The sequence below is a fragment of the Methanobrevibacter sp. YE315 genome, assembly GCF_001548675.1.
Classification (GTDB): Archaea; Methanobacteriota; Methanobacteria; order Methanobacteriales; family Methanobacteriaceae; genus Methanocatella.
On record NZ_CP010834.1, the window covers coordinates 1,485,325 to 1,497,347 of the forward strand.

15 protein-coding genes are annotated in these 12,023 nt (G+C 38.0%); 7 read left to right on the plus strand and 8 right to left on the minus strand.

The window, feature by feature from the left end; translation table 11 throughout:
- Positions 1-230: 230 nt before the first annotated feature.
- A complete protein-coding gene (locus TL18_RS06595) occupies positions 231-1,982 on the plus strand; it encodes an MATE family efflux transporter (protein WP_067043200.1) in 1,752 nt (583 codons plus the stop codon).
- A gap of 417 nt (positions 1,983-2,399) precedes the next feature.
- Here TL18_RS06595 and TL18_RS06605 read toward each other — a convergent pair whose 3' ends face one another.
- From TL18_RS06605 to TL18_RS06615, 3 genes are read right to left on the minus strand one after another with little or no spacing between them, the layout of a single operon-like run.
- Positions 2,400-2,795 (minus strand): nuclear transport factor 2 family protein, encoded by a 396-nt coding sequence (locus tag TL18_RS06605; protein WP_067043206.1) that lies wholly within the window; start codon positions 2,793-2,795, stop codon positions 2,400-2,402.
- 10 nt (positions 2,796-2,805) lie between these two features.
- On the minus strand, positions 2,806-3,345 hold the full coding sequence (locus TL18_RS06610) for a DapH/DapD/GlmU-related protein (RefSeq protein WP_067043209.1): 540 nt from the start codon (positions 3,343-3,345) through the stop codon (positions 2,806-2,808).
- 19 nt (positions 3,346-3,364) lie between these two features.
- A complete protein-coding gene (locus tag TL18_RS06615; RefSeq protein WP_067043212.1) occupies positions 3,365-3,973 on the minus strand; it encodes a flavodoxin family protein in 609 nt (202 codons plus the stop codon).
- A 111-nt stretch (positions 3,974-4,084) separates the two neighbouring features.
- Between TL18_RS06615 and TL18_RS06620 the strand changes: the two genes are divergently transcribed.
- Genes TL18_RS06620 through TL18_RS06640 form a run of 5 tightly spaced genes read left to right on the plus strand, consistent with a single transcriptional unit; the run spans position 4,085 to position 7,251 of the window.
- The gene (locus TL18_RS06620) at positions 4,085-4,513 is read left to right on the plus strand and encodes a MarR family winged helix-turn-helix transcriptional regulator (RefSeq protein WP_067043214.1); all 429 of its coding nucleotides are present in this window, start codon (positions 4,085-4,087) and stop codon (positions 4,511-4,513) included.
- Positions 4,514-4,517: 4 nt separating this feature from the next.
- On the plus strand, positions 4,518-5,369 hold the full coding sequence (locus TL18_RS06625; RefSeq protein WP_067043216.1) for an SDR family oxidoreductase: 852 nt from the start codon (positions 4,518-4,520) through the stop codon (positions 5,367-5,369).
- A 14-nt stretch (positions 5,370-5,383) separates the two neighbouring features.
- Positions 5,384-5,890, plus strand: a complete 507-nt coding sequence (locus tag TL18_RS06630) for a flavodoxin (RefSeq protein WP_082706424.1) — start codon at positions 5,384-5,386, stop codon at positions 5,888-5,890.
- Positions 5,891-5,911: 21 nt separating this feature from the next.
- On the plus strand, positions 5,912-6,769 hold the full coding sequence (locus TL18_RS06635; RefSeq protein ID WP_067043219.1) for an aldo/keto reductase: 858 nt from the start codon (positions 5,912-5,914) through the stop codon (positions 6,767-6,769).
- A gap of 41 nt (positions 6,770-6,810) precedes the next feature.
- Positions 6,811-7,251 (plus strand): cupin domain-containing protein, encoded by a 441-nt coding sequence (locus TL18_RS06640; RefSeq protein WP_067043222.1) that lies wholly within the window; start codon positions 6,811-6,813, stop codon positions 7,249-7,251.
- Positions 7,252-7,381: 130 nt separating this feature from the next.
- Here the strand turns inward: TL18_RS06640 and TL18_RS06645 are convergent, their stop codons facing one another.
- The 4 genes from TL18_RS06645 to TL18_RS06660 form a co-directional block, all read right to left on the minus strand.
- Positions 7,382-8,164, minus strand: a complete 783-nt coding sequence (locus TL18_RS06645) for an ABC transporter permease subunit (protein ID WP_067043225.1) — start codon at positions 8,162-8,164, stop codon at positions 7,382-7,384.
- Entirely contained in the window at positions 8,157-9,047 is an 891-nt protein-coding gene (locus tag TL18_RS06650; protein ID WP_067043228.1) for an ABC transporter ATP-binding protein, read from the minus strand. Before TL18_RS06650 ends, TL18_RS06645 begins: the two co-directional genes overlap by 8 nt.
- 32 nt (positions 9,048-9,079) lie before the next feature.
- Entirely contained in the window at positions 9,080-9,646 is a 567-nt protein-coding gene (locus TL18_RS06655) for a flavin reductase family protein (protein ID WP_231483591.1), read from the minus strand.
- A 70-nt stretch (positions 9,647-9,716) separates the two neighbouring features.
- Positions 9,717-10,130, minus strand: coding sequence for a helix-turn-helix domain-containing protein (locus tag TL18_RS06660; protein ID WP_067043234.1), 414 nt, complete (start codon positions 10,128-10,130; stop codon positions 9,717-9,719).
- A 105-nt stretch (positions 10,131-10,235) separates the two neighbouring features.
- Here TL18_RS06660 and TL18_RS06665 point away from each other — a divergent pair, with 105 nt between their 5' ends.
- Positions 10,236-11,444 carry an MFS transporter gene (locus TL18_RS06665; protein ID WP_067043238.1) on the plus strand — a complete coding sequence of 403 codons (1,209 nt, stop codon included), beginning with the start codon at positions 10,236-10,238 and terminating at the stop codon, positions 11,442-11,444.
- 24 nt (positions 11,445-11,468) lie between these two features.
- On the opposite strand, the gene TL18_RS06670 is transcribed toward TL18_RS06665, so the two are convergent.
- Positions 11,469-12,023 carry a flavodoxin family protein gene (locus TL18_RS06670; protein WP_067043241.1) on the minus strand — a complete coding sequence of 185 codons (555 nt, stop codon included), beginning with the start codon at positions 12,021-12,023 and terminating at the stop codon, positions 11,469-11,471.

A 12,023-nucleotide genomic window follows, 5' to 3' on the forward strand; every position in this document is an offset into this window, starting at 1 on the left:
AAATTGATGCAATTATATCAATAGGATATATAATCAACAGTAAAAAAGCAGCCCAGTCATCGTTGGGTCAATTAAATATTAAAGAAATAACAATAATATAATAAGTATACATAACTTGCAATTCATCCCCAACTTCAGAGAATTTGGGGCATTCTTGCATTGTTAAGATAACTTTATGATACCAAATCATGAGATTTTGATAAGATTCCTGTAAGAACTTGGTGTTGCATATGGAAGCCAAACTGGAAAGAAAATATACTTTTTTACGAAAGAAATATAATGAGTTGTTATTACCCACATTTTTAATGGTGATGTCTGAAAAGATCTGTACGGTAATTGATGTGATTATCATAGGTTTCATATTAGGCTCTACACAATTATCAGTAATTAATTTGGCATCCCCTATGACTTACATTACCGGCATATTCTATATTTTATTTGGTCAGGGAGGTAACCTATTGGCATTAAGGGCTCAATCACAGCTAAAACATGAAAAGACGAATTTCTATTTTACCATATCAATTTTAGGAATTTGTCTAGTATCCATAATATACATTCTGGCAATATTTCTTTTCATTGACAATATATTGATGTTTTTCAATACACCCGCAGAGATTTTTAACCTCAGCAAAGAATATTTATTGATATTGATGTTTTATTTCCCTCTGAATTGTTATATCCTTGTCATTTCGTTTTTCATTCGTTCAGACGGATTTCCAAAAATGCCTTTCTATGCAGTATTGTTATCAAATATCTTAAACATATTCTTTGACATATTATTTTTGAAAGGATTAGGTTTGGGAATTGAATATACCGCTTTGGCATCCGTATTGGGATATCTTGTCGGTGCAATCTATGTTTCCACATACCTATTTAAGAAGAAAGGTTCATACAGATTAATCTCGCTGGGCAAATACAAAATCAATGATATAATTATTACAATCAGGGAATTCATACTCAATACGCCTGAAGTTATCGGAAAAATATTTTTCGCCCTGAAAATGAGCATATTGACATACTTATGTTCCACATATCTTGGTGTTGCAGGACTTCTGGCATTTTTAGTATATGACAACAGCGAAACTTTCGTTTACATATTTCTATCAGGAATCATGAAAACCATGTCCCCTATTGTAACAGTGCTGCATAAGGAGAAGGATGGGAAGGCTGTGCGTTACATTATCCTACATTCAATGAGGCACTTGTTATTCATTTCTGTGCCGGTAAGCATATTATTCTTCATTTATCCAGAAATATTGCTGAAATTATTCAATGTTGTTGATCCTCATCATGCCCAAGTGGTTTCATTGGCCATTCGCATAACCGCATTTTCCCTTGTTGGCCGCTGCATGTCCTATCTTTTGGCAAATTATGCTCAAGCGATTGAACAAAATAAGATTTCATCTGTTATTACATTTTTAGAGGAATTTTTATTTGCTGTTGTCGGTGCGTTAATATTAACAAGGATGATCGGTGGAATAGGCATTTGGTTTTCAATAATTATGGCTGAATCTATCCCTATAATAATATACCTCATTTACACAATTCGACTTAAAAACAAATACAATGACAAGATAAACAGATTTTTCATGATTCAAAATTCAAAACTAATCACATGGACATATAATAGGGAAACTAAGGACAATGTCGACAAATATCTCGATGAAGAATCCAAGGAAATATTACTTTACATAGAAAAATATATAAAAGAGGATTCGGTGACCATTTCAAATTCGATAAACGACATATGTAACGATATTTTTGAAAAAACGGATATCGATGACATAGACATTACAATTAGGCTAATAGATAAGGACCTTAATATTACATTCACTACGGATGGAATGAGGTATAATCCCTTTTCAAATGAAGATTTGATGAAATCAGCCAATATGGCAAAGCTATCCAAAATGGAATGTAAATTTGACCATGATGTAATATTGGGATTCAACAAATCATATATATTGATAAATAATGTATAAATTAAAAGTTTTATAAAAATGAAAATGTATTTGGAGATATATAAATTACATCACCTTTTAAAGGAAAACCCCAAAAAAACGCTCCAAAAAAGAGCCAATAAAATCAGCTTTTGCTGTCTATCAATATAACTAGACTCCCTGACCTCTTTTACCACTCCAGCATTAACATTACCAACTAATAATGGAAAATAGGGGTCGTGAAGCTTGAAATTCCTTTTAACAAGTTTTGTGGAGTAATTTGCATAAATACATATCAAATTATCTACTACCTTTATTGAAATTTGTTCCATACATTACAAACAAATAATGCAAAAAAGTACCTAAATTATCAACTACTTTATGAATCTGTTCCTAAATTACGGATTCACACACAGTCTTATCCAAAAACCAACAAAGAATGACTTTAACAAATCAACATTAGTTGTCCCATTTGCTCATATACCACTTGTTATCTATTTTTTCCATTGATTGTGTGGAATGCAACGTCCATGTTCCCTTCATCCCATATACTTTCGCATCAAGAGTCACATCCGCCTTGAGAATAGCTTTGTTTCCATCCAATATTGTTATTTGTGGATTGTTGATTGTTGATTTGTAATAGTTCAGCGTTCCATCCATGATTTCATCAATGTATTCCTGCTTAGTCTGTGTCTTGCCAGACATATGCGTCAATGTATAGTTCTCGCTCATTATTTCATCAAGTCTAACGGAATCCTTTTCTATCATTGCCATTTGAAATTCCTTGAAGCGCTCAAGCACTTCCTCTTCGCTTTCTTTCAGCGCCTTTTTGTTTATAACTTCCACTTTTGTCATAATCTTGCCTTTATTCCGGGAATTTATCTTTATCTAGAGTTTTAACCACTTTTGCAGGTGTGCCCACTACGACCGCATAGTCAGGAACGTCCTTGGTCACGATTGCTCCTGCTCCGACAATCGCATATTTCCCGATTGTAACACCAGGCAAAACGCTTGCCCCTGCACCAATCCATGCTCCCTTTTTAATATTGATTTCATCACAGAGAAGCACCTGCCTTTCGTATTCGTCGTGATTATTGGACAGCAATTGCACATTTCCCGCAATCATTACATCATCTTCAATGTTGATTCCTCCTCTAGCCATTGCAAGGCAATTGTTATTGATAAACACATTGTTTCCAATTTTCATTTTATTGAATGCCGCTCCAGCAAAGGGTGCAGTGATTGTGCTGTTTTCTCCGATGTTGCCGTCAAGCAGTTCATTTAGCAGCCTCACATATTCTTCTGTAAAGGGTTCCGTATGGTTGAATTTGAACAGCAATTTTGACTGTTTTATTGACAGCTCCAATTCTTCCTGTGTGATTTCATCTAGATCTACTCTTTCCATTTTGATTTCTCCTTTAATATTATTTTGTTGGTTGAGGTAATGGGATTCCTTCCCTGAGGCTCAATTCCTTTATTTTCAAAAACCATGCCATATTTTTGGCAAGTACAGACATTGTTCTAAGACCCTCAAGATCTTCAAGGGCCTCTTCGGCCTTGGTGCCGTAGATTACATTCCAGTATGTTGAGCTTATTATCGGCATTTCAGCCCATGTGAAGAATCTGTTTATGGTGTCTATTGCAGTCATTGTTCCGGCCCGTCTTGCACTTGCAACGGCTGCTGCGGGCTTCAGGCGAAATATTCTCTTTCCTCCAAAAAATGAAGAGAAAAATACCCTAGTCATGAAGTTTGTCAATGTCGGATTGACAGTCCCGTAATAGACCGGGCCAGCGAATATGTATCCATCATACTCTTCGGCCTTTTTAACAAATTCATTTACTTCATCGTCAAAAACACACTGCCCAAGTTCGCTGCATTTCCTGCAGTCAATGCATCCTCTGATATCCTTATGTCCAATTCGATATATTTCAGATTCAATGTTTTCTGTTTTTAGTGTATCTTGGATTTGCTTTAGGGCAACATAAGTGCAGCCTTCCCTGTTTGGGCTTCCGTTTACCAACAATACTTTCATGATATCAACCTCCGGAATTTAGTATTTACTATATCCTAATTGTTATATATAGTTAACTGTTAACTATGGTTAACTATTTATATAAGTGGCTACAAAATATGTTTAGATATTATGACATTTGATGAAAAACCGGAAAACATATTCATTTACCATTATGTTGAGGAACTGATTTCAAGCTACGGCAAATACTATGAATCCAATCTGAAGGACCAAAACATGACCCTAAAGGAGCTGTCCGTTCTTTTGAGAATAAGATTTGTAGGCAACAGCACCCAACATGATTTGGTTGAACTGTTTAAGGTGAGCGGAGCATATATTGCAAAGCTTTTAAGGAAATTTGAAGACTGCGGATATATCAAAAGAAAGGAGGATCCCGAAAACAGACGAAAAAAACTGGTTGAAATCACGGATGAAGGAATCAAAAAGACAGACGAACTCATTGAAATAATTCAAAGCTGGGAAAATGAAGTCACATCCAACATAACTGATGATGAACTTGAAACCCTCAAAAAAATTTTATTTAAAATAGTATGGAGATGAAAATATGGAATTCAATTTAAACGAAGACAGGGAAGTTGTAGCATTGCTTGGTGCAGGAAGCATGGGAACAGCAATCATAAAAAGAATAAGCACAAACAGAATCATACTTCTTGGTGATATCAGCGAGGAAAATCTGCAAACAAGAGCAAAAGAGCTAAGATACAACGGTTATGCAGTGGAAACTCAAATTGTGGATGCACTAAACAGCGAATCAATCGAAGAGTTTGCCAAAAAAGCAGCAGAACTCGGCAAAGTCAAATACTTCATTGACACTGCAGGCGCATCACCCAACCAGGCAAGTCCCGAACACATCATAAACCTTGATCTGGTGGCAACCTCTGCTGCAATCGACATATTTGCAAAATACATCGCAAAAGGTGGCGCAGGTTTGATTATCTCAAGCCAAACCGGCTACATGATGAACTTAACCCCTGAAATCGAACAGGAAATTGCGTTGACACCAACTGAAGAGTTGAAAGATATCGAATTCATCAAGAATGAAGCAATGACAAACTCTGGTGTTGCTTATGTCGTGGCTAAAAGAGCCAACCACTTAAGAGTCAGAACCGCAGCGGCAACAAGCTGGGCGGATGCTGGAGCAAGAATAAATACAATTTCCCCAGGAATCATCGTGACCCCACTTGCATATGACGAATTTGAAGCTGCAGGCGAAGGTTATCAAGAAATGATAAACTCCTCAGCTGCAAAAAGGGTTGGAACCTCCGAAGAGATTGCAAGAGCGGCGGAATTCCTGTTGAATGATGACTCCTCATTCATAACCGGAATCGACTTATTGGTTGACGGCGGAGTAATAGCATCAATAGCCAGCGGAAGATACGAATTAACTTTACAATAATGGAGGGAAATTAAATGAAAGACAAAAAAAGCATGATAATCTATTTCAGCAGAGCAGACGAAAACTATTTCGGAGGATCATTGAAATATATTGAAAAGGGAAATACCGAAGTGATTGCCGAATTTATTCAGGATTTGACAGGTGCAGATATCTTTAAGGTCGAGCCTTTAGTTCCATATTCAAAGGATTATTATGAATGCATTGAAGAAGCAAAAGTGAGAACAGCAAATCATGACGCCCCAATCAAGGAAGCGGTTCCCGACATTTCATCCTATGAGGTGATTTATGTTGGAGCTCCTGTTTATTGGGGAGGAATGCCTGAAGAGCTTTTCACAGCCCTTGAAGGACTTGATTACAGCGGCAAAATAATCCGGCCGTTTACAACCCATGAGGGATCAGGGCTGTCCGGTGTTCCAAGACAATTAAAGGAAATCTGTGAAGGTGCAGAGGTCCTTGACGGGCTTGCAATTACCGGTTCACGGGTCAATAACTCAAAATCAAAAGTTGAAAGTTGGATTTAAGAAAAAGGTTGAAGTGATAAAATGGAATACATTAAATTAAATGACGGATTGGAAATACCTGCAATAGGATTCGGAACATTTTTAATCCCTGCAGACGGAAGCACATACAAATTTGTAAAAACAGCAATCGATTCTGGAATAAGGCACATTGACACAGCAACAGCATACTTCAATGAGCAGGAAGTTGGCCAAGCTGTAAAAGACAGTGAAGTTGAAAGGGAAGACATCTGGATAACCTCCAAATTATGGCTTCAGGACTATGAATATGAGGATGCCAAAAAAGCCATTGACCTGTCTCTGGAAAAGTTAGGTACCGATTACATGGACTTATATCTGCTCCATCAGCCTTACGGCAAAGTTGACGAAGGATGGAGAGCCCTTGAAGAGGCTAAAGAGGAAGGAAAAATACGTTCAATCGGTGTAAGCAACATGACACCGAAACTATGGAACAAATGGGTGCCTGACTTTGATTCAATCCCTTCAGTAAACCAAGTCGAATTCAACCCATACATGCAGCAAAATGAACTGAAAAAGATTTTAAAACCATTGGATGTTAAAATCCAGGCATGGGGACCGTTAGGTCAAGGAAATGCAGACTTGTTAAATGAACCGGCTATTTTAGAGATTGCAGAAAAATACGGCAAGAATGCAGGCCAAGTTATTTTAAGGTTTGAAAACCAGGAGGAAATCATCGTATTTCCGAAATCAACAAACCCTGAAAGAATCAAATCAAACATGGAAATATTTGACTTTGAATTAACAGACAGTGAAATCAACAAGATTCGTGCCCTGGACACAGGAAAGGGTTCACATGACCCTGACGCACCAGGTGTCGGCGAGATGCTGATGAATGCATTTGACGTGCATGCAAACGATTAAACTATTCATTAGTTTAATCTTAAATTTTTAGAGGTTATAACATGAAATATCTGGACAAAGAGGAATTTGACAAGGAAAACACATTTGGAATCGGCATGCCCAATGACGCCTTTGCACAGTATTTTATAGGAAATTCCTACCTGAATCCATTGAATGAATTTGGAAAATCTGCAGTATTCGTTGCAAATGTCACATTCGAACCGGGATGCAGGAACAACTGGCATGTCCATAAGGCAAAAAGCGGCGGAGGACAAATACTAATCTGCACAGCAGGCGAAGGATGGTATCAGGAAGATGGTAAAGACCAGGTAAGCCTTGTTCCGGGAACCGTAATAACAATTCCACCAAATGTAAAGCATTGGCATGGAGCAAAAGCGGATTCATGGTTTAGCCATATTGCAGTCGAAGTTCCGGGTGAAGATGCGAGCAACGAATGGCTGGAAGCCGTTGATGATGAATATTATGGTAAATTAAAAGAATGAATAGCTAATATACTGGAATTTCGAGTAATTTAAGAAGTCAGCAAGAACTGCTCAGATAATTAACGATTATGCGATGCAGTTCATGCTGATCTATACTATTAAATAATATACTTAACTCTTTTTAAACACATTACAACGGTAGACTTTTCCTTTTAAAGACTTCTATTCCAATTACGTACAATACGATTCCAATCACTGCCAAAAGAATAAAATCACCAATATAATCGCTTCCGCCAATGATGTTTGACGTATTGAATAATGTAGTCAAAGTAGCATATTTCAGGACTTCCAGGTCCTCGGAAAGTTTAACTAGCAAATTAATTATGAAGAAACACAGAGGTATACCTCCGCCGATGACAAGTGAAGTTTTAGAGCTGTCGAATATGCAGGATGCCGCAAAGCAAATGGAGCTTATTGCAAAGTGATATAGAAACGCACCGACATTCAGCATCAAAAACGTGTCGATGTCCAAAGAGTCAGGCTGGACGATTTCAGCCACTGTTATTCCCACTATGCTTGCAATGACCCACATCAATGCCAATGACAATGCCAGATAAAGGGCACTGGAAACCACAATTTTGCCTCTGGATACCGGTGTGGACAGGTAATTTGCCATGCTGCCGTCATCAACCTTGGAAGCAATAAGATTATTGCCCACAATAATGGAATAAAGCATCGGGAACAGTATAGCCATAATTGCGTAAAACGAATTGGACAGAAACTCCACAAAGGTATTTCCGGTTATTATATTTGAGGCGAATGTCCCATTGACGGCGGTTTCTATTCCACTCATTGATGTTGGGGTGAAAATATTGCATATCACTGTCAGAAAAGCGCATAATATGGCAGTGAATCCCAAAAACAACAACAAATTTGATTTGATGGTTTGTTTAAGATATGGAATGCTAATCATCAACATCACCTTCATAGAATTTCATGAAGTATTCCTCAAGGGACTCCTCCTTTTCCTTCAGATATGCCAGATTGCAGGTCGACAAATCCTTAATGAACCTGTTGATATCATTATCGTTTATTGTTATGATTGTTTCATCATTGTTTAAATTGGCTTCGGGGTACAATTCGATTATTCTTTTTGCATCATCATCATTTTTAAACCTTAAAATGTAGGTTTTCTCTTCATTATTTCTCAAACTGCTCATTTCAAGCTCCTTGATTAGATTCCCATTTTTGACTATGCCTACCCTGTCGCATACCTTGCTGATTTCTTCAAAAATATGCGATGACATGAAGATGGTTTTCCCCTTTTGCTGTTCCTTTCTGACCAATTCTATGAATCTTTCCTGCATCAATGGGTCCAGCCCGCTTGTAGGCTCATCCAGAAGAATCACTTCAGGATCATGCATGAATGTGGCAACGATAGCTATTTTCTGCTTCATCCCTTTGCTCATCTTTTTAATGTTTGAATTTGGATCGATTTCAAAATATTCAAGCAGTTCCTCCGCATAATCAAAGGATTTCATTTTCCTCATTTTTGAAATCAGCCTTAGATACTGAAGCCCTGTCATGTCATTTGGAAGCGAAATCTCGCCCGCCAAATATCCGATATTTTCCTTTATTTTTACCTGTTCCGTCCATGAATCCAAACCATTGACTGTGATGCTCCCGTTGTCCGGTTTGCTGAATCCCATGACATGCCTCATTGTTGTAGATTTTCCAGCCCCATTGGGTCCAAGAAAACCATATACCTCACCTTTTTTGATATTTATGGTCAAATCAAATATTCCCCTGTGATTGCCATAATCTTTTGTCAGATTGTCAATTTTAATCACAGACATAAAAACACCTCACAACACCCTTTGTCCAACACCTATTTTCTAAACTTCAAACCTACTTTAAACGCCTTTGCTATTCGCTCGCCAAATTCATAATAACTATGAGTCACATCATCAAACACAACGGGATTTAGCTTTTCAGGGATTATCCTACTTTTTTCATCCAAAACATCCTCATCTGCCCGGACATTAACTATTTCGCCAGTGATTTGGGTGTGGCTCCCGACTTCTGCAACATGAATTACCTTGCATTCAAGAGAAACCTTGAATTCATTAATGATTGGTGCGTTGACCATTTCTGCATCTGCATATGTGAAATTCACATCTTCTATTTTGTTGGTATCATAACCTGATGCAATGCCCATATAATCTATTTCGGCCACATGCTCAAGGCTCGGAAAACCCAAGCAAAATTCCTTAGAATAATGGATGCTTTTAAGGGTTTTTCTCTTTAATGTGGTGTTGATAGCTATCATTACTGCCGGAGGACGATGAGAGCACATTGTGGCAAAAGCGAGTGTGCAGCAGTCAGCATTGCCTTCTTCATCATACGCTGATGCAACAACGGCTGGAGCGGGATACATCATTGAGCGCGGTTTCATATTTACTTTCATATTAATATCTATTCATTTCATATTTAATAAAGGAGAGCATTACAAAAAGAAATTGAAATTAAGCTATTTCCAAAATTTCCTTATACATCTCCTTCAATTCATCCTTTTCATAATCGGAATAAAACTCATTGTCCTCATCGTTTTCGATTGCAAACAAAAGCAGTTCATAAAATACCCTGTTGAATGACCTTCCCTTATCCGTTAAAAAATACTGGGTATTTCTGGAATCGTTTTCATCAATGACTTTATATATCAAACCGTTATTTTCCATCGTTTTAAGGCATCTTGACAGTGATTTATTGTCCAATGACTTTCTGTTTGCATTAAATTCATTGAAACGGCATTTTCCTAAAAACAAATCCCTTAAGATATGAAGAGTCCATTTGTTGCTTAAATATTTGACTGCCTCTTCAACAGGATTTCTTTCATATTTCCGCTCATAATATTCCAATTTCCTTGGATTTAAAGTCATGCTAATTAATATATGAGTTCCATCATTTAATTTTTACTTTAAATGGCATTGATGCCACTTTATATTTAAATAGTGAAATTATGAAATAGGTAATCAAGTGATAATATGGAAAACAATGACTCAGTGCAAATGACAACATTTCTTGCGGTTCTATTTGCCATATGCTCAGGTCTTGCAATAGGCAATCTTTATTGGGCCCAACCATTGCTGGTAGCAATCATGGAAGGTTTTGGCCTGCCTGCGGTCAATGGAGGATTGCTTGTTACCGCAACCCAAATCGGTTATGCAATTGGTATATTGTTGATTGTGCCGTTGGGAGACTATGTAAGGCGTAAAAGACTGATTACAATAGTGATGGGTCTAACCGTGCTGACCTTGATTTCCTGTGCAGTATCCCCCTCCTTCATGATACTGTCCCTGTCCCTGTTCAGCATGGGTGTTGTCACAATATCCGGACAAATCATATTGCCTTTGGCCGGGGATTTAAGCAGTCCTGAAGAGCGAGGAAGAATTGTTGGAATAGTGTCCTCCGGAATAACGACCGGAATATTGTTTTCAAGGTTTGCAAGCGGAATTCTTGCAGGATTGTGGGGATGGAGATCAGTTTATGTTATTGCTGCCATTCTAAACCTGATTATGGTATTGGCAATCATTTATGTTCTGCCTGAAATTCCACAGAAAAACAAGCTTACATCATATAAAGGACTTATTGCAAGCGTATTTACAAGCTTTAAACTGTATAAGGTGCTTCCCAAGATACTGCTGCACAGTGGACTGATATTCGGCCTCGCCTTCAACATGTTCTGGACATCCCTGACATTCCTGCTGTCCGGAGACCCTTTCCATTACGATACTTTCCAGATAGGCCTTGTCAGTCTGGCGGGACTTACTGCAGCAGTATTTGGAGTTGGCCTTGGAAAACTGCAGGATAAAGGATTGAGCGTGCCGGCATTGGGAATATTTGTTTTGACAAGTGCAATTTCAATGATTTTGGGATTGATATTCAAGGAGTCCATAATAGCCATAATCATTATTGCAGGAGTCTTTTCAATAGCTGTGCAGGGAGTTTCCGTTTTGGCCCAGGCAAGACTGTTTAACCTGTCGAATGAAGAGCGCAGCAGACTGAATACAGTGTTTGTAGTAAGCAATTTCATTTTTGGAGCTATCGGAAGTGCACTGGCATCACTTTTATGGTCCTTGGGTTCCTGGGAATATGTGATGACCGGATCAGCAGCCATATCAATAATAGCATTAATTGTATGGCTATTGTCTAGAAAATCCTTCAATGAGATGGACGAAAAACTGGGCGTTTAAATAAAAAAAATAAATGTTGGGTAATTATATGATGTTTTTACCCACTTCTTTTGCTTTTTCAAGTTGGTCTTCTTTTTCCTGAATCTCACCTGGAAGCATGTTGCCTCCTAAAGCGATGATGTCTCCTGCCTGGAATCCTAAAGCTCCAAATGCCTGCATTTGAGTATTCAATGAGCTTTCAAAGGCTTCCAATGGTGCCCCACCGTTAGTTGTAATAATTGAAACCTTTTTGGTTGAGAACAGTTTAGCAAACTCCTCATTGCCGAAGTAGCAGTACAATCTGTCGATGAGTGTCTTGGCCTGAGCTGTAACATCAAAGAAATAGATTGGGCTTGCAAGAATGATTCCGTCGGCCTCTTCAATCTTTTTGTAGATATCTGCCATATCATCGTTTAAACCACATTCGCTGTTGTTTGCCTTGCAGTAGTTATCAGCCTGGCAAGGAGAAATTGTCAAAGGGTTTACATCGATGATTTCTGTTTCAGCCCCTTTTTCTGCGGAAGTTTCCAAAGCTGTTTCAAGGGCAAATCTCACATTACTGTTGTTTCTTGGACTTGTATTGATTCCCAAAACTTTCAT

What these genes read in the sequence shown, in the direction of transcription:
- TL18_RS06645 (WP_067043225.1), bottom strand. Translation starts at nt 8,164, where the DNA reads ATGATTAGCATTCCATATCTTAAACAAACCATCAAATCAAATTTGTTG.
- TL18_RS06630 (WP_082706424.1), top strand. Translation starts at nt 5,384, where the DNA reads ATGAAAGACAAAAAAAGCATGATAATCTATTTCAGCAGAGCAGACGAA.
- TL18_RS06640 (WP_067043222.1), top strand. Translation starts at nt 6,811, where the DNA reads ATGAAATATCTGGACAAAGAGGAATTTGACAAGGAAAACACATTTGGA.
- TL18_RS06625 (WP_067043216.1), top strand. Translation starts at nt 4,518, where the DNA reads ATGGAATTCAATTTAAACGAAGACAGGGAAGTTGTAGCATTGCTTGGT.
- TL18_RS06655 (WP_231483591.1), bottom strand. Translation starts at nt 9,646, where the DNA reads ATGAAACCGCGCTCAATGATGTATCCCGCTCCAGCCGTTGTTGCATCA.
- TL18_RS06620 (WP_067043214.1), top strand. Translation starts at nt 4,085, where the DNA reads ATGACATTTGATGAAAAACCGGAAAACATATTCATTTACCATTATGTT.
- TL18_RS06670 (WP_067043241.1), bottom strand. Translation starts at nt 12,023, where the DNA reads ATGAAAGTTTTGGGAATCAATACAAGTCCAAGAAACAACAGTAATGTG.
- TL18_RS06665 (WP_067043238.1), top strand. Translation starts at nt 10,236, where the DNA reads ATGGAAAACAATGACTCAGTGCAAATGACAACATTTCTTGCGGTTCTA.
- TL18_RS06615 (WP_067043212.1), bottom strand. Translation starts at nt 3,973, where the DNA reads ATGAAAGTATTGTTGGTAAACGGAAGCCCAAACAGGGAAGGCTGCACT.
- TL18_RS06605 (WP_067043206.1), bottom strand. Translation starts at nt 2,795, where the DNA reads ATGACAAAAGTGGAAGTTATAAACAAAAAGGCGCTGAAAGAAAGCGAA.
- TL18_RS06660 (WP_067043234.1), bottom strand. Translation starts at nt 10,130, where the DNA reads ATGACTTTAAATCCAAGGAAATTGGAATATTATGAGCGGAAATATGAA.
- TL18_RS06610 (WP_067043209.1), bottom strand. Translation starts at nt 3,345, where the DNA reads ATGGAAAGAGTAGATCTAGATGAAATCACACAGGAAGAATTGGAGCTG.
- TL18_RS06595 (WP_067043200.1), top strand. Translation starts at nt 231, where the DNA reads ATGGAAGCCAAACTGGAAAGAAAATATACTTTTTTACGAAAGAAATAT.
- TL18_RS06650 (WP_067043228.1), bottom strand. Translation starts at nt 9,047, where the DNA reads ATGTCTGTGATTAAAATTGACAATCTGACAAAAGATTATGGCAATCAC.
- TL18_RS06635 (WP_067043219.1), top strand. Translation starts at nt 5,912, where the DNA reads ATGGAATACATTAAATTAAATGACGGATTGGAAATACCTGCAATAGGA.